Source organism: Roseixanthobacter psychrophilus (assembly GCF_043195195.1).
Taxonomy (GTDB): domain Bacteria; phylum Pseudomonadota; class Alphaproteobacteria; order Rhizobiales; family Xanthobacteraceae; genus NCEH01.
The window spans coordinates 132,964-151,248 of sequence record NZ_JBAFWT010000007.1; the positions used below are offsets into that span (position 1 = coordinate 132,964).

Annotated in this window: 17 protein-coding genes and 1 riboswitch; of the genes, 5 read left to right on the forward strand and 12 right to left on the reverse strand. The window is 65.1% G+C overall.

Going from position 1 to position 18,285, the window contains the following annotated elements; all coding sequences use genetic code 11:
• Positions 1–67 precede the first annotated feature (67 nt).
• Positions 68–436 carry a hypothetical protein gene (locus tag V5F77_RS09670; protein WP_429005133.1) on the reverse strand — a complete coding sequence of 123 codons (369 nt, stop codon included), beginning with the start codon at positions 434–436 and terminating at the stop codon, positions 68–70.
• 196 nt (positions 437–632) lie between these two features.
• Here V5F77_RS09670 and V5F77_RS09675 point away from each other — a divergent pair, with 196 nt between their 5' ends.
• Positions 633–1,013 carry a hypothetical protein gene (locus V5F77_RS09675; RefSeq protein ID WP_429005134.1) on the forward strand — a complete coding sequence of 127 codons (381 nt, stop codon included), beginning with the start codon at positions 633–635 and terminating at the stop codon, positions 1,011–1,013.
• 105 nt (positions 1,014–1,118) lie between these two features.
• Here V5F77_RS09675 and V5F77_RS09680 read toward each other — a convergent pair whose 3' ends face one another.
• From V5F77_RS09680 to V5F77_RS09700, 5 genes are all read right to left on the reverse strand, one after another.
• Positions 1,119–2,621: an amino acid permease gene (locus V5F77_RS09680; protein WP_429005135.1), complete on the reverse strand. Its 1,503-nt coding sequence runs from the start codon at positions 2,619–2,621 to the stop codon at positions 1,119–1,121.
• Positions 2,622–2,705: 84 nt separating this feature from the next.
• Entirely contained in the window at positions 2,706–3,491 is a 786-nt protein-coding gene (gene eutC, locus V5F77_RS09685) for an ethanolamine ammonia-lyase subunit EutC (protein WP_429005136.1), read from the reverse strand.
• Complete coding sequence (locus V5F77_RS09690; RefSeq protein ID WP_429005137.1) at positions 3,488–4,876, reverse strand: ethanolamine ammonia-lyase subunit EutB; 1,389 nt, start codon at positions 4,874–4,876, stop codon at positions 3,488–3,490. The genes eutC and V5F77_RS09690 overlap by 4 nt, the downstream gene beginning before the upstream one ends.
• Before the next feature lie 92 nt (positions 4,877–4,968).
• Complete coding sequence (amaB, locus tag V5F77_RS09695; RefSeq protein ID WP_429005138.1) at positions 4,969–6,495, reverse strand: L-piperidine-6-carboxylate dehydrogenase; 1,527 nt, start codon at positions 6,493–6,495, stop codon at positions 4,969–4,971.
• Positions 6,496–6,583: 88 nt separating this feature from the next.
• Positions 6,584–7,027 carry an NUDIX domain-containing protein gene (locus V5F77_RS09700; protein ID WP_429005139.1) on the reverse strand — a complete coding sequence of 148 codons (444 nt, stop codon included), beginning with the start codon at positions 7,025–7,027 and terminating at the stop codon, positions 6,584–6,586.
• A gap of 301 nt (positions 7,028–7,328) precedes the next feature.
• Positions 7,329–7,428, forward strand: a riboswitch (TPP riboswitch).
• Here V5F77_RS09700 and thiO point away from each other — a divergent pair.
• The 3 genes from thiO to thiG all read left to right on the forward strand — a co-directional run bounded on the left by thiO (position 7,417) and on the right by thiG (position 9,683).
• A complete protein-coding gene (gene thiO / locus V5F77_RS09705) occupies positions 7,417–8,613 on the forward strand; it encodes a glycine oxidase ThiO (protein ID WP_429005140.1) in 1,197 nt (398 codons plus the stop codon). It overlaps the preceding riboswitch by 12 nt.
• 5 nt (positions 8,614–8,618) lie before the next feature.
• A complete protein-coding gene (thiS, locus tag V5F77_RS09710; RefSeq protein WP_429005141.1) occupies positions 8,619–8,840 on the forward strand; it encodes a sulfur carrier protein ThiS in 222 nt (73 codons plus the stop codon).
• Between the two features lie 45 nt (positions 8,841–8,885).
• Positions 8,886–9,683, forward strand: coding sequence for a thiazole synthase (thiG, locus tag V5F77_RS09715; protein ID WP_429005142.1), 798 nt, complete (start codon positions 8,886–8,888; stop codon positions 9,681–9,683).
• 17 nt (positions 9,684–9,700) lie between these two features.
• On the opposite strand, the gene V5F77_RS09720 is transcribed toward thiG, so the two are convergent.
• The gene (locus V5F77_RS09720; protein WP_449317019.1) at positions 9,701–10,873 is read right to left on the reverse strand and encodes a TDT family transporter; all 1,173 of its coding nucleotides are present in this window, start codon (positions 10,871–10,873) and stop codon (positions 9,701–9,703) included.
• Between the two features lie 178 nt (positions 10,874–11,051).
• Here V5F77_RS09720 and V5F77_RS09725 point away from each other — a divergent pair, with 178 nt between their 5' ends.
• Positions 11,052–11,672, forward strand: coding sequence for a thiamine phosphate synthase (locus tag V5F77_RS09725; RefSeq protein WP_429005143.1), 621 nt, complete (start codon positions 11,052–11,054; stop codon positions 11,670–11,672).
• Positions 11,673–11,775: 103 nt separating this feature from the next.
• Here the strand turns inward: V5F77_RS09725 and V5F77_RS09730 are convergent, their stop codons facing one another.
• The 5 genes from V5F77_RS09730 to V5F77_RS09750 form a co-directional block, all read right to left on the reverse strand.
• Positions 11,776–13,020: a cupin domain-containing protein gene (locus V5F77_RS09730; RefSeq protein WP_429005144.1), complete on the reverse strand. Its 1,245-nt coding sequence runs from the start codon at positions 13,018–13,020 to the stop codon at positions 11,776–11,778.
• A gap of 168 nt (positions 13,021–13,188) precedes the next feature.
• Positions 13,189–13,842 carry a response regulator transcription factor gene (locus tag V5F77_RS09735; protein WP_429005145.1) on the reverse strand — a complete coding sequence of 218 codons (654 nt, stop codon included), beginning with the start codon at positions 13,840–13,842 and terminating at the stop codon, positions 13,189–13,191.
• On the reverse strand, positions 13,839–15,275 hold the full coding sequence (locus V5F77_RS09740; protein ID WP_429005146.1) for a PAS domain-containing sensor histidine kinase: 1,437 nt from the start codon (positions 15,273–15,275) through the stop codon (positions 13,839–13,841). The genes V5F77_RS09735 and V5F77_RS09740 overlap by 4 nt, the downstream gene beginning before the upstream one ends.
• Positions 15,276–15,503: 228 nt before the next feature.
• Entirely contained in the window at positions 15,504–17,075 is a 1,572-nt protein-coding gene (locus V5F77_RS09745) for a DHA2 family efflux MFS transporter permease subunit (protein WP_429005147.1), read from the reverse strand.
• Positions 17,072–18,217 carry an HlyD family secretion protein gene (locus tag V5F77_RS09750; protein WP_429005148.1) on the reverse strand — a complete coding sequence of 382 codons (1,146 nt, stop codon included), beginning with the start codon at positions 18,215–18,217 and terminating at the stop codon, positions 17,072–17,074. Before V5F77_RS09750 ends, V5F77_RS09745 begins: the two co-directional genes overlap by 4 nt.
• Positions 18,218–18,285: the final 68 nt, after the last annotated feature.

An 18,285-nucleotide genomic window follows, 5' to 3' on the forward strand; every position in this document is an offset into this window, starting at 1 on the left:
CACGCAAACGAAGAACCGGTCTGACCTGTCGCCTAGTCGCAATGCGCGCGACCCGACCCCCAGCCGCTCAGGCGGCCTTGCGATAGCCCTGCTCGGCCTCATCGGTCGGGGCAGTGGGGTTGAGCATCTTTTCCTTGCACAATTCCACGATCTCGAGCATTTCCGTGCCCCAGGCGAAAGCGGATTGCTGCAAGAAAGCGGCTTCCTTGTTGAACACCGATGTCGCCGCGTCGGGTTTGGCCATTTCGCTCATCAGGCGCATCTGCTCCTGAATCTGCGCCGTAGCGAAGCGCTGCAGATGCGCGTTGATGGCGACCGGCAGTTCGACCCAATATACGCGGGCCGCAGCCATGGGCCAGCCGAACATCTGCGCGCCCGCGGGCCATGTCGTGGGAAAGCCAGTCGTGAAGCCGGGGGAAGTCGAAGAGTCGCTCATAGGTCCATCTCCGGATATCTGATTAAGAATAGCATGCCACCGGGGGTGGTAGATGCATTGCTCTGGATCAAGCGCGCGAAATATTTTTTGCGGGCTTTCCCGTAAGTGAAAGTCCTTAACTGGCACATGGTCCTGGGATACGGCATGAAGTCGCCTAAGTCGCATCGGCGACGGGCAAGCTTGGAGGAGACCGTTTATGAGCCAACTGCCTCACACCTTCCGCGAGATCCGTCTGGAACTGGCGCGCGAGAAGGATCATCCCGAAGGCTCGCGCAATTTCGGCTATTCCTTCGTGGCGCCGCTGGATGAGAACGGCCGCATCAATCCCGATCTCTGGCATACCCACCGCGATGCCTGCCGGGTGGTGCGGTTCCGGCCGGGCGAGGCGGACGATGTCGGCCATCTCGTGCGCCGGCCCGGTGGAAGCTGGGCGTTCCGCTACGATGTTTCCGGCGACGAGGATGACGAGTCGGGCTATCGGTTCGGCGATGAAGCCTTCGCCCCCGGAGAATATGTCTCCATCCGCGAGGATGAGGAGATGCACACATACCGCGTGGTTTCAGTCGAGCACGTTTGAGGGCCTTGTTCGGCTGAGAACGCCGTTCGACAATTGAAGGTGCCCGCGGTCGCATCGGCGACCGCGGGCGTTTTATTGGGACGCGCCAGGGCGTCTAGCTTGGGCTCAGTAGCTCTTGTATTCGGCGGTGCCCTTGGAGAGGGCGAACTCCTCCTCGGGGGATAGCACCAGCTTGTGGCGACCGTAGGCGGCGAAATAGGCCATGCCGACGGCGAACCAGATGGCGACGCCGATAACGCCGGCCCGGTAGATCGGGTCGGAGAGCTGGAAATAGATCGTCACCAGCGCGATGACGATGGTGAGCACCGCCCCAGGGATGCCGAACGGGCTAACATAGGGGCGGGCGATCTGCGGCATGTTCCGGCGCATGAGGATGAAGGACAGCGCCTGCATCACATAGGAGAGCATGGCGCCGAACACCGCCATGTTGAGCAGCGTGCCGCCGATGACCGCCGCTCCCGCTTCCACGCCCAGCGTGAACCAGATGGCGAGCATGATGACGAGACCGACCACAGCGCCGGCGATCATGGCCACGTGGGGGGTCTTGCGGCTGCCGTGGGTGATCGACAGGCTGCGCGGGAAATAGCCGGCGCGGGACAGGGAATAGATCTGTCGGCCCTGGGCATAGATGATGGTGTGGAAGGAGGCGATCAGCCCCACCACGGCCACCAGGGCCAGTAGGCTGGCGAGCCCGGTGCCGTAGATGGCCTTGAAGCCGTCCAGCAGGGGCTCCAGAGAGGTCGAGAGGCCGAACGCGCCGTTGGCGACCGAGGAGTTCAGCCACAAGATCATGAAGGCGGAGACGATGAGCGTCGCCATGCCCGCCATGATGCCCTTTGGCATGTCCGTCTTGGGATCGACGGATTCTTCCGCCGCCAGGGGCAATTGCTCAATGGCGAGGAACAGCCAGACCGCGAACGGCATGGCCGCGAGTGCGCCGCCGATGCCGAATGGCAGGAACGGGCCGCCGCCGTTGGGCAGTTCGATCGCCTTGCCATCCGGGCCGACGCCCATGTTCAGTGCCCAGCGCGAAAAATCCATGACCGGGATGGCGCTGACCCAGAACGCTACGAGGCAGGCGAGCGCCGCCAGCGTGACCACCAGGGTGACCTTGAACGAGAGTTCCACCCCCACAACGTTCAGGCCGACGAAGATGATGTAGCCGAAGATCCAGTAGACCGGCTGGAACTCCGGTGGCGTGCCGAAGATCGAGCCCATGTAGGAGCCGATGAACGACACCACCACGGCGGGCGTGATGACATATTCGACATTTTCGCAAAGCCCGGTGACGAAGCCGCCCCATGGACCCATGGTGGTGCGAGCGAAGGAATAGGCCGCGCCGGTGTGGGGCAGGGCGGGCGACATTTCCGCGATGGAGAAGGTGAGGCCGAGATACATGATGGCGATGAGGATGGCAGCGATCAGCATGCCGCCCCAGCCGCCGGAGGCTAGCCCGAGGTTCCAGCCTGAGAAATGGCCGGAGATGACCGCGCCGACGCCGAGTGCCCAGAGCGACCAGACCCGCGCATGGCGTTTCAGGGCGCGCTGCTCGAAATAGGCAGTGTCGACGGTGGTGTAGCTGACGCCGGAAGATTTTTGAGCACTCATGAATCTGCCCTCTGCCCAGCGGTGACCGGAAAACCGGTCACCGGCCCAAACCGCATTCTCATAAGCAAGGATCGTGCCCGGGTGTCAGGTTTCCTTGCCAGCGGAAAGGGCGCGCGGCGGCTGTCCCCCTTCCAGAAGTCCGTCGCTCTCGTCCTTGAGGTCGATGCCCGTGAGCTGCCGGCGAAAGGCTTCCCTCAGCAACCATGCCAGCTTGAAGGCCGCGGCATCATGGGACAGGCCCTCGGCCCGCACGTTCGAAATGCAGTTGCGCTCGGCGTCGGTCCGGCCCGGGCGGGGCGCGAAGGTGAGGTAGAGGCCGAGGCTGTCCGGCGAGGAGAGGCCGGGCCGCTCGCCGATCATCACCAGCACCGCCCGCGCGTTGAGCGCTTCGCCCACTTCGTCACCCAGCGCCACCCGCGCCTGGGAGGCGATGCACACCGGCGAAATCCGCCAGCTCTCTCGCGAAATCCAGGGCTTCAGCGCTGCCAGGAACGGGATCGCCTGGGCGTCCACGGCGGCGGAGGATAGCCCGTCCGCCACCACCAGGGCGAGATCGATCGGCCCATGCGGCGCCGCGTCGAGCAACGCGCGGCTGTCCGTGCTCAGCCTTCGGCCGAGATCGGGCCGGCGCAGATAGACATCGCGGGCCGGCGCGGCGCTGGCCACCTGGAGGGCCTCGAAGCCGAGGGCGCGGACCTGTTCTGCCATGGCGGCGGAATCGAACGGCGTATGGACCGCATCGCGGGCTCGTGCATGGGCGAGGGCGAAGCGCAGCACCTCCTGCGTCGGCAGGCTGGCGCCGGTGCGGCCGAGCGCGATGCGGGCCGGGGTGTGGCGGGCGAAGGAAAGCCAGGGGTCGCGCTCGATCATGCCGCGCGCTCCGCGACGAAGCCGAGCAGGGGATGGCCGCCGTCCGCCGGCAGCAGGCGCCCGTCATCGCCGGTGATACGCATGGTGCGGAGCCAAGCCTCGAATTCCGGCGCCCGCTTCAGCCCGAAGACTTCGCGCACATAAAGGGCATCGTGGAACGAGGTCGACTGATAATTGAGCATCACGTCGTCGGCACCGGGAATGCCCATCACATAGGTCACGCCGGCTGCCGCGAGCAGGGTCAGCAAGGTGTCCATGTCGTCCTGGTCGGCCTCGGCATGGTTGGTGTAGCAGACGTCCACGCCGAGCGGCACGCCGAGCAGCTTGCCGCAGAAATGGTCTTCCAGGCCGGCGCGGATGATCTGTTTGCCGTCATAGAGATATTCCGGCCCGATGAAGCCGACCACCGTGTTCACCAGCAGCGGCTCGAAGGCGCGGGCCACCGCATAGGCTCGGGCCTCGCAAGTCTGCTGATCCACGCCGTGATGGGCGTTGGCGGACAGCGCCGCGCCCTGGCCGGTCTCGAAATACATGGCATTGGTGCCGAGCGTGCCGCGCTTCAACGCGCGGGCGGCGTCATAGCCCTCCCGCAATACCGCAAGGTCGATGCCGAACGAGCGGTTGGCGGCCTGCGTCCCCGCGATGGACTGGAACACCAGATCCACCGGGGCCCCCCGGTTCATCAGATCGATGGAGGTGGTGACATGGGTGAGCACGCAGCTTTGCGTGGGGATTTCGAAGCGTGAGATCACCGCATCCATCAGCTTCAGCAGCCGGTCCAGCACCGGCACGCTGTCGGAGGCGGGATTGATGCCGATCACCGCATCGCCGCAGCCATAGAGCAGGCCGTCCAATATGACGGCCGAAACGCCGGCGGCATCGTCGGTGGGATGATTGGGTTGCAGCCGCACCGCCATGGTGCCGGGCAGGCCGATGGTGTTGCGAAAGCGCGTGACGACCCGACATTTCTTCGCCACCAGGATCAGATCCTGATTGCGCATGATCTTGGAAACCGCCGCCACCATTTCCGGCGTCAACCCTGGTGCGAGCCGGACCAGCACATCGGAGGTCGCAGCGTCGGAAAGCAGATAGTCGCGGAAATCGCCCACGGTGAGGCTTGCGACGGGGGCGAAGGCCGCAAAATCGTGCCCGTCGAGGATGAGGCGCGTAACCTCGTCTTCGTCATAAGGAATGAGCGCTTCGGAGAGAAACGTCTTCAGCGGCACCTCGGCGAGGCACATCTTGGCCGCGATATTTTCCTCCGCGCTTCCCGCCGCGATGCCCGCCAGCATGTCGCCGGAGCGTGGCGGCGTGGCCTTCGCCATCAGGTCCTTGAGATCGGCAAAGACGAAGCTTTTTGGGCCGATGCGGTGGACGAAGGGCATTCAAAAGGCTCCCGCACGGTGATGGTGCGGATTATGAAGCAAAGTTTATGCCTTACAAGAAATCCTTCGGCCCATGGCCTTCGCGCCCGGTGCTAGCCGATGTCGAAGCTTACCCCTTGGGCAAGCGGGAGCGCGCTGCCGTAATTGATGGTGTTGGTGGCGCGGCGCATATAGCCCTTCCAGCTGTCCGAGCCGGCCTCGCGTCCGCCGCCGGTCTCCTTCTCACCCCCAAATGCACCGCCGATCTCTGCACCCGAGGGGCCGATGTTCACATTGGCGATGCCGCAATCGGAGCCGACCGAAGAGAGAAACCGCTCGGCCTCGCGCAAATCGGTGGTGAAGATGGAGGAGGCGAGACCCTGGGGCACGTCGTTCTGCAGCGCGATGGCCTCGTCCAGGTTCCTGTAGCGCAGCACATAGAGGATGGGCGCGAAGGTCTCGGCGCGCACGATGGCGCTCTGGGCCGGCATCTCCACCAGCGCGGGACGCACATAGGCGCCGCCGGACAGGCTGGCGGGCTCGACCGCGCCCCCGCCAGTCACCATGCCCCCTTCGGCCCCGGCGGCCGCGAGCGCATGGGCCATGGCCTGCGCCGCCGCAGCATCAATCAGCGGGCCGATCAAGGTCGCTGGTTCGCGCGGATCGCCCACCCGCACCGAGCCGTAGGCACCCTTCAGGCGTGATACCAGGTCGTCATACACGCTCTCATGCACGATCAGGCGCCGCAGGCTGGTGCAGCGCTGGCCGGCCGTGCCCATGGCCGCGAAGGCGACGGCGCGCACGGTCAGATCGAGATCGGCGGAAGGGCAGACGATGGCGGCGTTATTGCCGCCCAGTTCCAGGATCGCCCGTGCGAACCGTGCGGCGAGGCGCGGCGCCACGGCCCGGCCCATGGTGGTGGAGCCGGTGGCCGAGACCAGCGGCACGCGCGTATCATCCACCAGCGCCTCGCCCATCTCGCGCCCGCCAATCAGCAGGGTGGACAGTGCGGCGGGCGCATCGCCGAAGCGGCGGGCCGCGCGCTCGAAAATCGCCTGAACGGCAAGTGCCGCGAGCGGCGTCTTTTCAGAGGGCTTCCACACCACTGCATTGCCGCAGACGAGCGCCAGAGCCGCGTTCCAAGACCAGACGGCCACAGGGAAGTTGAAGGCCGAGATCACGCCCACCACGCCCAGGGGATGCCAAGTCTCCATCATGCGATGGTCGGCGCGCTCCGTGGCGATGGTGAGGCCGTGAAGCTGGCGCGACAGGCCGGTGGCGAAGTCGCAGATGTCGATCATCTCCTGCACCTCGCCAAGGCCCTCGGAGAGTATCTTGCCCGCTTCCAGCGTCACCAGCCGGCCGAGATCCGCCTTGGCGCTGCGCAATTCCTCGCCCAGCAGGCGCACCAGTTCGCCCCGGCGCGGGGCGGGCACCGCGCGCCAAGCCAGAAAGGCCGTGTGTGCCGCGCCGATCTGCGCCGCCGCATCGGCGGTGGGATGCAGCCAAGCGACCTGTTCCCCGGTGAGGGGCGAGCGAGCCGCGAGCGTGCCACCGGCGAGCACTTCGGGGGCGACGCCCAATCGGCCCATCAAAGCGGCGATTTCGTCGGCGGGGCGGGGAGCTGAGGGGGCGGCCATCGGGACGACACTCGGATCAGGGAGAATGGATCAAAGGGCGACGGATCAAGGGGCGACAGCACCTTGCGGGGCCGTCGGCCGGCGTGGTTCACCAGCGCGGGTTTGCTGGCTCGCCGTTTTCGATCTCGGCGAGGCGGCGCAATGTGCCGGGCGTGACATCGGCGGGCAAGGCGTCGCGCGGGAAGAAGCGCACCTCGCGGATCTCCAGATTGGGGGGCGGAAGCGCCTCGAAGGAAAAGCGCGGGACGAGATAGCAGGCCACATGATCGCGCCCGCCGACGCGAGGATTGAAGAACAGCCCGTGCAGCACGAGCGGACCCTCGGCGGTTACAGCCGCTTCCTCGATCAGTTCGCGCCGGGCGGCGTCCTCCGTGGTCTCTCCCACATCCACCCCACCGCCGGGGAAATGCCAGCCAGGGGTATAGGAATGGCGCACCAACAGCACGCGCCGGTCCGCATCAATGAGGATGGTCCGCACGCCGAGGGTAAGACCGTGGCGCACGCGCCGGATGAGCGGAAGCAGAGGCAGCATGCCGCCTTATAGCGCGTCGGCGCCCGCCTGACAGCAGGCAGCCCCTCTCCTTCCGGCCCCTATTTCAGGCGCGGAACGACCGGGTGTGAGGGCTGCGAGAGTCGGGGCGCTTCGCTGTGTCATCTGCGCCGCCCAAAGGCCTTCACGCTCAGGGGGCGCGTCCTTGTGACCCTGGGCAAGCGGTGCGATTGCGGGCGGGTCACGAAAAAGCTATGGGACGGAACACGTTGCGTCGTTTCGTGACGCTTCGATATGGATTTTCGAGTTTTTCTTGCCGCCGGGACGCCGAGCGGTGATACTGTCAGACGGCCTGGGGTGCCGCGCGTCACGTGCGGCTGAGATCATACCCATCGAACCTGTCTGGGTCATTCCAGCGTAGGGAGGAGCCGATGAGCACGCGCTTATCGTCCCAAGATCATGTTGTTTCGAAGCCTCGACAGTCCACCCATGACGGGGCAGGGACGCGCGTCGCCATCGTTGGCGCCGGCGTCATCGGGCTCGCCATCGGCTGGCGCCTCGCCCAGGCGGGATGCAAGGTGGAGATGTTCGACGCAGGGATTGCCGGTTCTGGCGCCAGCCATGCCGCTGCCGGCATGCTCGCGGCCTGCGCCGAGGCAGAGCCCGGCGAGGAGACGCTCCTGACGCTGAACCGTGCCAGTCAGGTCCTGTGGCCCGCCTTCGCGGCGGACCTTGAGGCGGCGAGCGGCATCAATGTGGGTTTGCGGGAGGAAGGCACGCTGGTGGTCGCCCTCACGGCCGACGATGCCGCCAAGCTGCGTCACCAGCACGTCTTCCAGAAGAGCCTCGGCCTGCCGGTGGAATGGCTGACCGCCGCTGAAGCCCGTCGCAAGGAACCACACCTCGCCACCAAGCTGGCCGGCGCGCTGTGGTGCCCGCAGGATCATCAGGCCGACAATCGCCAGGTGGCGGCCGCGCTGAAGGTGGCAGCCCTCGCGGCCGGTGCGGTGCTGCATGAGCATGCCAGGGTGGAGCGGGTGGAGACCCGCGACGGCAGGGCACGGGGCGTCGTCGTCGATGGCGAGCTGCATCCCGCCGATCAGGTGGTGCTCGCGGCGGGCGCCTGGTCGCGCGGCGTGACCATCGCCCCGGCCGCTCCCCTGCCGGTGCGCCCCATCAAGGGGCAGATGCTGGCGCTGCGCATGGACCCTGCCGCGCCGCTGCTGACCCATGTGCTGTGGGGGCCGGGCACCTATATGGTGCCGCGCAAGGACGGACGCCTGATCATCGGCGCGACGGTGGAGGAGAAGGGCTTCGACACCGATCTCACCGCCGGCGGCCAATTGGCCTTGCTCACACATGCGTGGCGCTGTGTGCCCACTATTGAGGAACTGACCATTCTTGAGCAATGGGTCGGCTTCCGACCCGGCAGTCGGGATGATGCCCCCATTCTCGGCGCAAGCGAGGTGGAGGGGCTGATCTATGCTACCGGGCACCATCGCAACGGGATTTTGCTGCTGCCGGTGACCACATCGGCCATCTGCGCGTTGATGCTCGAAGGGCGGATCGATCCTCTGATCGCGCCCTTCGGCGCCGAGCGCTTTGCTTCACGCGCGGCGGCGGAGTGAACGGAATGCAACCCGAAACGCAACTTGATCTGCAGGTGAACGGCGCGCGCGAAACGCTCGCCGTCGCCACCATCGCCGATCTGCTGGACCACAAGGGCGTCGATGCCGCCCGCAAGGGCATCGCCGTGGCGCTGAACGGCGCCGTCCTGCCGCGCGCCCGCTGGGCCGAGTACCGGCTCGCCGCGGGCGACGCGGTGGAAATCATCCAGGCCAAGCAGGGCGGCTGACGCTCTGCCCGGACAAGCGCCCGCCATGAGACGCGGGCAAAGAGAATGACCATGAACGCTGTAACCGATGTCAAAACCGATCCGCTGGTGATCGCCGGTCGTGCCTTCACGTCGCGCCTGTTCCTGGGTACGGCGGGCTATCCGAACCAGAAGGTGTTCCTTGATGCCCTGGAGGCGTCGGGGGCGGAGATGGCCACCGCCTCCATCCGGCGCATCAGCCTCGCCGGCTATGAGGAAAGCCTCACCGATCTGCTCTCGGGTCGGGTCCACATCCTGCCCAATACGGCCGGTTGCCAGACCGCAAAGGACGCGGTCCTCACCGCCGAGCTGGCGCGCGAGGCGCTGGAGACCAATTGGGTGAAGCTGGAAGTGATCGGCGATCGCGAATTGCTCTACCCGAACGTGGAAGAACTGCTGAAAGCCACCGAGGAACTGGTTAATCGTGGCTTCGTCGTGCTGCCCTATTGCAATGACGATCCGGTGACCTGCCAGAAGCTGGCGGATCTCGGCGCCGCGACGGTGATGCCGCTTGGCTCCATGATCGGCACCGGGCTCGGCATCGCCAATCCGCACATGATCGAACTCATCTGCGCCCGCTCGCCGGTTCCGGTGGTGCTGGATGCGGGTATTGGTACCGCCTCCGACGCCGCTCTGGCTATGGAGCTTGGGTGTGCGGCGGTGCTGCTGAATACGGCAGTATCCAAGGCCCACGATCCGGTGCGCATGGCCGCTGCCTTCCGCTATGCGGTGGACGGCGGACGCCTCGCCCGGCTGTCGGGACGCATCCCCAAGAAGCTGCATGCGGAGGCGTCCAGCCCGGAATTCGGCCTCGTCGGCAGTTGATCCGGGCCGGGCGTCCGTCAGACTTTCTTTGCAATCGTCTCCATTGGTGCCACACCGGAGACGAGGCAGGGCGCGAAGAAGAGATAGCCCTTCCAGGCTCCGTGCAGGGTTCGCGACATCACAAGCAGCCAAAAGCATGTGAGACAGACGATGAGCACACCGCCGAAAACGGAGAAGAAACCGAAGTGCGTGACGCGCGCCAGGGCGAGCGTCGCCAGCGAATAGACGCCGAGCGGGAAGGTGAAAGCCCACCAGCCGATATTGAACGGCATGCCCTCGCGGGCATAGCGTACCGTTTTCAGCACGGCGAGCATCAGCCACCACAGGCCATATCCCCATAGGATGAGCCCGCCGATGACGCCGATGCCGAAGCCGACCTCCCCCACGGCGGCGAGGCCATGCTGTGCGAAGATCTGCGGCGCATTGCCGCCCAGAAGAAGCAGGCCGAGCGCGCCCGTGCCGATCGGCCCGAGCGCCAGCCAGCCGGATGCGGCCATGTCCCGCGTCGGCAGCTTGTAGAGGATGAGGCGCAGCAGGAGCATGACAAGGATGCTCATGGCGAGCGGAACGGAAAAAGCCCACAAGGCATAGCTGATGATGTGGACGGCATAGGCTTCCTCGGGCGAGAGCAAGCCTGCGAGGAGGGCGCCGCTCGCGGCCGCCACCTCGGACGCCACGATTGGAAGCAGCCAGACGGCCGTCATTTTTTCCAGGCTGTGATCTTGCCGTGTGAACATAAGGAACGGCACCAGCAGGCCGCAGGCGATCGACATCGCCACATCGATCCACCAAAGGACATGGGCAATGGCCAGAGCCGGATCGCCCCACATGGGAATGCCGAAGGCGATGAACCCGTTGATGATGGTCGCCAGTCCCATGGGAATCGTGCCGAAAAACATGGACACGACAGGATGGCGGAAGATGAGACTGGCCTCATCGAAAAAGAAGATCCAGCGGGCCGCATACATGCAACTGAACAGCGTGAACAGCAGGACGTTAAACATCCAAAGCGTGCGGCCGATCAGGTGCAAGGCGGGGATGTCCACGGGAAACTGGTTGAGCGCCAGCGCGAGAACGCCCGTGCCCATCGTCGCTCCGAACCAGTTCGGCGTGAATTGGCGGACCATCTCCCTGAAATCGCCCGCGGGCGCCGGTCCAGCCTTCAGGGCACCATGAGAACGATCGACCAAGACGTAAGTCTCCAGGTTCGCCAGCGGCGCGCACGCAATACCCGTCGCGGTCAGGGGTTCGCACTATCGCTATACCGTAACTGCGATCCTGGCCGCGTCAAAGCCGTCCTCCGGATGCGGCGGACGGGCCGCGTGTCTATATAGGGGCTCCACGAAGCCTCAATGAAGGTGCAAGTGATTGAACCCGCTTCCTTCCCCGCCGCTGCTTCTGATTACGGACCGTTCGCAGGCACGCCACGCACTGACCGATATCGTCGCGGCGGCCTGCCGCGGCGGCGCCCGTTGGATCAGCGTGCGTGAGAAGGATCTTGGAGCGGCGGAACAGGTCGCGCTTGCTCAGGAAATACATCGTGTGGCGGGGGCTTTTGGAGCCATCGTGACGATACACGGAAGCGCCAGCCTGGCACAGGCCGCCGGCTGCGACGGGGTTCACCTTCCCGCCGGCGAGGTGCCGGGCGCCGCGCGCGCCGCGCTTGGGCCTTCGGCACTCATCGGCCAGTCGATCCACAGCGACGTCGAGGCGGCCGCCGCCGACCCGCTCCTGGTCGATTATGTGGTGGCCGGACCTGCTTTCGACACCGCCTCGAAGCCCGGCTATGGGCCGGCGCTTCGCGGCGCGGGGCTGGTCCGCCTGAGGGCCGCGTGCCGCGTGCCGCTGCTCGCGCTCGGAGGCATCGATTGCCACAAAATTGCGGAATGCCGGGCCGCCGGAGTGGCGGGCATCGCCGTCATGGGTGGGGTGATGCGCGCGCAGGATCCCGCGCGCGAGATGCGGGCCCTGTGTGCCGCCTGGGGCTGAGGAAAACTGAAAGGCGTCACACGCGCCAAACCGCACAAAAAGGCCGGCCGGCTTCACATCCCGCGAACGGGAGCAAGCCGGCCTCGTCTTGGCGCCGGGCGGGTCAGGCCCCCTGGATGCCGACCTGACCCTTCGGGAATTTGGCGACCACGGCAGGGTCAATGTTCAGATGCTGCGCGACCAGTTCGGGCGGGGTGCGAGCCAGCCAGTCGGACAGGTCCACTTCCTGGTATTCCGGCGCCTTGAAGACCGCGAGCACCTGGAGGTCTTCGGTCCCGGTGTTCAAGATGTAATGGCCCTGGCTCTTCGGGACATAGCCGATGTCGCCGGCCTTGAAGTCCACAGTCTGAGCGCGCGGCCCCGCATTGAACACCGTCATGCGGCCCTGGCCGGCCATCCAATATTGCCACTCGTCGGCGTTGGGGTGCCAGTGCATCTGCCGCAGCGCGCCCGGCTTGATGGTCTCGATGGCGGCCGCAATGGTGGTCGACACCTTGAAGGCCCGGCTGTCGGCGAGTTGTACCTTGCCCGCCGACGATTCCTTCACCGGCTTGGTGCCGGTCAGGGAGAACGTGAACGGGTCGGGCGGCACGCCCGCGCCCTCGACCGACTGCTGGTCGATGGCGAGCGGTGGGGGCACCTTTCCCTGGAAGATCCAGAGATCCTGCAGCGGGATGTTCTTGAAGGTCTCCGCCGGGACACCGAAATTCTGCGCGAGGATTTCGGGAGGCGTGTGGGCGAGCCAGTCGGTCACCAGAAGCGTGTTGAATTCCGACTGGAAGGCATTGTCGAACACGATCAGGAACTCGCACCCATCCTCCAGGCCCTGGAGCGAATGCGGGTAGCCGGCGGGAAAGTACCACAAATCACCCGGGCCGACGTCGCGCACATAGGGTCGGCCAAGCGGGTCGAGCACCGTGACGCGACAGCGCCCGTTGGTCATCAGAGCCCATTCGGCCGCGAGGTGCCAATGGAGTTCGCGGATGCCGCCGGGGCCGAGGCGCATGTTGACGCCCGACACCGAGGTGGAGATGGGAAAGTCTTCCGCGGTCACCTGCCTCGCCCAGCCGCCCGCCTGCACGCGCCGAGAGGCATTGTTGAACGAGGACCACATCATCGGCATGCCGCCGACATCGGTCGCGGGCGGATTCTGGAACGAGGGGAACTGGGCTTCCAGCGCCGGATTTCGCGGACCGGGATTGGACAGCGCCCCCGGCGAGGAATTGACCGCGCCCTGTGGCGGCTGGTCCGGATTGCCAAAGCTCGCCGCATGGGCCGCCGTCGCCGCGACTGCGGCGGTACCGGCTGCCCCTAGTGCGAGCAGTTTGCGGCGGGAAAGGTCTTGCATCGCTGATCTCCGATCTCGTGAACGGGGCGATGTTTCGCAAGGCGCAATCTTCGCCCGTTGTCTGGATCATGAGCGCGAAGGCACCGTCAGGTCTTTCGAGCCCGCACAAATTTTTCCAAACGGCCGGGAGGCGTGTGCACAGTGTTGGCGCCATGGCCCCGGTTCGGGTCAGGCCTTGTCCTTAGCGAGGCCAAGCGTTTCCGCCATCCGCACAAGATCCGCGAGTGATTTTGCTTCCATCTTTCGCATCACGTGGCCACGGTGAATCTTGACGGTGATTTCGCTCAGTCCCACCTCGGCCGCGACCTGCTTGTTCATGAGCCCGGAGGTCACCAGAGCCATGATCTGCTTCTCGCGGGTCGTGAGCGTTTCATACAGCGTCTGGACATTGGAGACGGCCTTGTGCGCCTCTCGCCGGGTGCGGTCGGCCTCCAGGGCTGCTGCCACGGCGTCCAGCATATCCTGGTCGCGGAACGGTTTGGTGAGGAAGTCGATGGCACCTGCCTTCATGGCCCGGACCGACATCGGGATGTCGCCGTGCCCGGTCATGAAGATGATCGGCATTTCCACCGTGGATTTTGACAGCTGGGCCTGGAAGTCGAGGCCGCTGACACCCGGAAGCCTGATGTCGAGCACAAGGCAGCGCGGCACGTCTGGCAGCTTTGCCGCGAGCAGGTCGCCTGCGGACGCGAAAAGCTCCACCCGCATTCCGACCGAGCGGAACAGGCTGGAGAGCGCGTCGCGCAGCGCCGCATCGTCGTCGACGACGATCACGAGCGGTTCAACGGAAGGTGCGGGGCTGAGTTGCGAACGGGTGCTCACGACGGGGTTTCCTCAAGCACAGGGAGCGTGATGCTGAAGCACATGCCGCTTGCATCATTCAGCGTCGCGGAGACGGCGCCATTATGGGCTTCGACGATGGAACGGGAAATGGACAGGCCCATGCCCATCCCTTCTTTCTTGGTGCTGTAGAAAGCGTTGAATAGCAACGGAATACTCTGCGGATCGACACCCGGCCCAGAATCTTTGATCTCGATCAGCACTGCGCGGCGGTCATCGGCCGCGCGGGTTGAAATCCGCAAGCGCCGCTTTCCGGAGGGGACCGCATCCATCGCCTGCACCGCATTGAGCGCCAGATTGATGATGACCTGCTGCAACTGCACCCGATCTCCGAGTATCGGCGCAAGCTTGGAATCGAGCGAGAGGTCGAGCACCACACGATGAGTGGACAGCTCCCGCTCCAACAGGAGCAGGGCCTCGTTCATGGATTCGTTGACGTCGACCGGTGTGTGAAGCGATTCGCCACGCCGTGCCAGGGACCGGAGGCGGGCGACCACATCACTTGCCCGCCGTCCGTTGCGGATCATGTGCTCGACCGCGGATCTTGCCTCATCGAGGTCGGGCACATCGCGGTTCAACCAGCGCAGGCACGCCTCGCCGTTGGTCACAACCGCCGCGAGCGGCTGGTTGATCTCATGGGCAATGGAGGCTGTCAGCTCACCCATGGTTGTGATCCGGGTCACATGGGCGAGTTCCCCCTGGGTCTGATGCAGCGCATTCTCGGTCCGCTTGCGTTCGCTGATGTCGCTGTTGGTCACCATGATGGCCATTGGACGCCCGGGCTCGCCGCGCTGGAGTGACCATCGGCTCATGACCACGACCTGTCTTCCCTCGCGCGCTGTATGAACCAGTTCGCCTTCCCATCGGCCGGTGCTGTGAAGTTTCGCGCCGATCTCCTGCTGGGTGTCGGGAAACACCGTGTGCAGCAACTCGGCGGCGTTCCGCCCGAGTGCCTCGCCGCGGGTCCAGCCATAGAGCCGTTCCGCGCCGTGGTTCCAATAGGTGATCTTGTCCGAAGCCCCGCGCACGAAGATCGCGTCATGGGTGAGATCCAGCAGATCCGCTTGCTCGCGCAGGGCGCGGGTCGCGCGCTGGTTCTTGAGCGAGAGCAGCATCGTCACGCTGATGGCGGCGATACTCACCATGCCGCGCATGGTGGAGGAAAGATTGTAGTTTTCGCTGTGCATGATCGTGAAGCTCAGCACGGTCAGGCCGATACAGGCCCAGCCGATCAGCAGCAGTCCGCGCCGCCCTACGTAATTGGCCGTGAACAGCACGACGACGACGTACAGCACGGCGATCGCCATATCGAGCGGCGAAAAGGTGTCGAGGACGAAGATCACCGTCGCGAGCGCAATCGCCATCGCGAGCATGAACAGCCGCTTCGGCTGCGGTTCCGTACCGGTCTCCTCCAAGACGGTTCTCCATCGATCAAACATACGGCCTCGGGCCTTTCGAGAGGGCGGCCGAGCTGCGCATATCCACGCACAATAGGCGCATTGCCCAGCTGCGCGAAGGTGGGAGTAAGCGCCTTGTCATGTCTTTCCGGTTTTCCGGGGCCTTGCCAAATCGCACGCCGGCCGACGACCGAGACGGCACTCGGAGGCCAGGTTTGCCCTCGGTCGCTAAGCGAGGCGCTGCGGCTAGGCGCTGCGTCGCATGAGGGCGACAGAGAATGCAGCCAAAATCAGCATGACGCCGAGCAGCGCGAACGTGTCGGAAAACCCCATGATAAGCGATTGCTGCGCCACGAGCTGACCAAGGAGGATTTCGGATTGGTGGTAGGCCCGCGACGCGTCCGGGATGCCATGCGCCATGAAATACTGCTGCATGGTAGCAAGGAAGCCACGCACCGTCTCGCCGAATGGCGTAACCGATTGGCCGATGATGTTGGAGTGAAACTGCTCGCGCTTTGAAATGGTGGTGGCGAGGGCTGCGGTGCCGATCGCGCCCCCGAGGCTGCGCATCATGTTGAACAGGCCGGATGCCTGCCCGGAGAGGGCGGGCGGCGTACCCACCATGGTCAGGCTGACCAGCGGCGAGATGACGATGGCTTGTCCGATCGCGCGCACGATGTTGGTCATCATGAGCTGGTCACCCGAGACATCAAGGCTCAGGTGGGTGTTCAAGAAGCAGCTCGCGGCGAAGATGGCGAGGCCGACGCAGACCAGCACGCGCGCGTCGAAGCGCTTCATCAGCGCCGGCATGAATGGAATGATGAGCAACTGGGGCAGGCCCACCCATGCCAGCACCGTGCCGATTTGCTCGGCATTATAGCCCTGCACTTCATCGAGATAGGCCGGCAGCACGTAGACCGACCCGTACAGGGCAAAGCCCACCAACGTATTGGCGAGGGTGCCGAGCGCGAAGTTGCGGCGCGTGAGCAGCCTGAGCTGCACGGCCGGCTTTTCGACCTTCAGCTCGATCGCGATGAAGATCGTAAGGCACACCACGGCGACGAGGCTGAGGTGCACGATGTAGCTTGAGCCAAACCAGTCGTCCTTGTTGCCTTCGTCCAGCACGGTCTGCAGGCTCGCGAGCCCGACCGTCATGAAGCCGATGCCCCACCAGTCGCCTTCCTTCAGCAGGTCCAGCCGCAGCGGACTGCGTTCCAGGGTCGCGAACAGCAGCGAGAGCATGATCGCGCCGGGGATCAGGTTTACGAAAAAGATATAGGGCCATCCGTAATGCTCGGTCAGATAGCCGCCGATGGTGGGACCGATGGAGGGGCCGAAAGTTGCCGTCAGCGCGAATGCTGCAAGGCCGATCGGCTGCTGGCGCCGCGGCAGCCGGGTCAGCACGGTGGTGAATGCGAGCGGGATCAGGCAGCCTGCGAAAAACCCCTGGAGTCCACGCGTGACGATCATCTGGGTGAGGTTGGTCGCGAATGCGCAGCCGACCGAGAACAGGAGGAAAAGCGTGATCGAGCCGAGGATGAAGCGGCGGAAGCCGAACACGCGGCTGAAATAATCCGTCAGTGGGATCATGATGATCTCGCCGATCAGGTAGGAGGTCGAGATCCAGGTGCCGTTGTCGATGCCCGTGCCGATGCCGCCCTCGATCTCCGGCAGCGACGAATTGGTGATCTGGATATCCAGCACCGCGATCAGCGCGCCGAGCATGCAGCCGCATACGATGATCCAGGTGTGCAGGCTCGCGCCCTCTTCAAGCTCCGGCTGGGCCGCGTTTTGAGGGGTGTCCACGGCCGCACTCATTGCGCGGCTGAGACGGCGCGGCGGTGCTGCGCGTCGAGCGTGATGGTCGTGGTGACCGACATGCCGGGCCTCAGCAGGCCGGCGAGCGGATCGGTGGGGTCGATCGCGATCCGGACCGGGATGCGCTGGACGATCTTGGTGAAATTGCCGGTGGCATTGTCGGGCGGAAGCAGGGCGAATTCCTGGCCGCTGGCTGGTGCGAGGCTCTGCACAGAGCCGTGTACGAGCGTGCCGGGGAAAGTGTCCACCGAGATGGCGACCTTTTGGCCGGCACCAACGTGCGTGAGCTGCGTTTCCTTGTAATTGGCCACGATATAGGTCGCCTGGAGCGGCACCACCGCAAGCAATTGCGTGCCTGGCTGGACGAATTGGCCGACCCTCAGCGTGCGTGCGCCCACCACACCATCGGCGGGCGCGCGCAGCACGGTATAGCCGAGATCGAGCTTGGCCTTTTCCAGAACGGCCTGGTTATGGCCAAGCGTCGCCTGCGCCTCGGCGAGTTGAGCCTGCAGGATGTCCACTTGCTTCTGGGCGGCATCGAGGGCCGCCTTGTCGTGCGCCACCTGCGCCTGCGCCTGGCCGATCTGGGAGGTCGCCTGCTGGGCCGTCTGCACCGAGCCATAACCGTCGTGCGCCAGCGTACCGAACCGCTGCTCGTTCTGCTGCGCGAATGTCAGGGTGGCTTGGTCGGCATCAATCTGGGCGCGGGCTTCGCCGATCTGCGCCTGCTGCTCGCTGATCTGCGCGCGGTGATCTTCGATCGAGGCCTTCGCCTCCGCTACGTCCGCCTCGGCCTGATCGACCGCCGCCTGATAGTCGCGCGGATCGATGGTGGCGAGAACCTGTCCTTGCTTCACAGGCTGGTTGTCGGTGACCTCGACCGTCCTGAGATATCCGGCGACTTGAGGGGCGATGGAGACGATGTCAGCCTGCACATAGGCATCGTCGGTCGATACCTCGAAGCGCCAGGACGTCCAATATTCGTATCCGGCATAAGTCACGCCGACGACGAGCCCCGCCGCTGCAAGCAGCTTTAACGCGAGCCGAAGTCGACCCTGCCGTTTGGGAATGGGCAGCGCCGGCTCCGCGGGGGAGGGGAGGGGCGAAGACTTGAGCTTTGCAGGATCCGTCGTGATGTTCATTTCGCCCTCGGGGCATGGCCGATCATGTGGGATCGAGCATGCCCCCAAGGAGGGCGCAGGTATTTTCC

Bases quoted from the DNA above. Each gene is read 5' to 3' on its own strand.
- eutC (WP_429005136.1), bottom strand. From the start codon at position 3,491: ATGATCGAGCGCGACCCCTGGCTTTCCTTCGCCCGCCACACCCCGGCC.
- V5F77_RS09675 (WP_429005134.1), top strand. From the start codon at position 633: ATGAGCCAACTGCCTCACACCTTCCGCGAGATCCGTCTGGAACTGGCG.
- V5F77_RS09670 (WP_429005133.1), bottom strand. From the start codon at position 436: ATGAGCGACTCTTCGACTTCCCCCGGCTTCACGACTGGCTTTCCCACG.
- thiS (WP_429005141.1), top strand. From the start codon at position 8,619: ATGCAACCCGAAACGCAACTTGATCTGCAGGTGAACGGCGCGCGCGAA.
- V5F77_RS09690 (WP_429005137.1), bottom strand. From the start codon at position 4,876: ATGCCCTTCGTCCACCGCATCGGCCCAAAAAGCTTCGTCTTTGCCGAT.
- V5F77_RS09700 (WP_429005139.1), bottom strand. From the start codon at position 7,027: ATGCTGCCTCTGCTTCCGCTCATCCGGCGCGTGCGCCACGGTCTTACC.
- amaB (WP_429005138.1), bottom strand. From the start codon at position 6,495: ATGGCCGCCCCCTCAGCTCCCCGCCCCGCCGACGAAATCGCCGCTTTG.
- V5F77_RS09680 (WP_429005135.1), bottom strand. From the start codon at position 2,621: ATGAGTGCTCAAAAATCTTCCGGCGTCAGCTACACCACCGTCGACACT.
- thiG (WP_429005142.1), top strand. From the start codon at position 8,886: ATGACCATGAACGCTGTAACCGATGTCAAAACCGATCCGCTGGTGATC.
- thiO (WP_429005140.1), top strand. From the start codon at position 7,417: ATGAGCACGCGCTTATCGTCCCAAGATCATGTTGTTTCGAAGCCTCGA.
- V5F77_RS09750 (WP_429005148.1), bottom strand. From the start codon at position 18,217: ATGAACATCACGACGGATCCTGCAAAGCTCAAGTCTTCGCCCCTCCCC.
- V5F77_RS09730 (WP_429005144.1), bottom strand. From the start codon at position 13,020: ATGCAAGACCTTTCCCGCCGCAAACTGCTCGCACTAGGGGCAGCCGGT.
- V5F77_RS09745 (WP_429005147.1), bottom strand. From the start codon at position 17,075: ATGAGTGCGGCCGTGGACACCCCTCAAAACGCGGCCCAGCCGGAGCTT.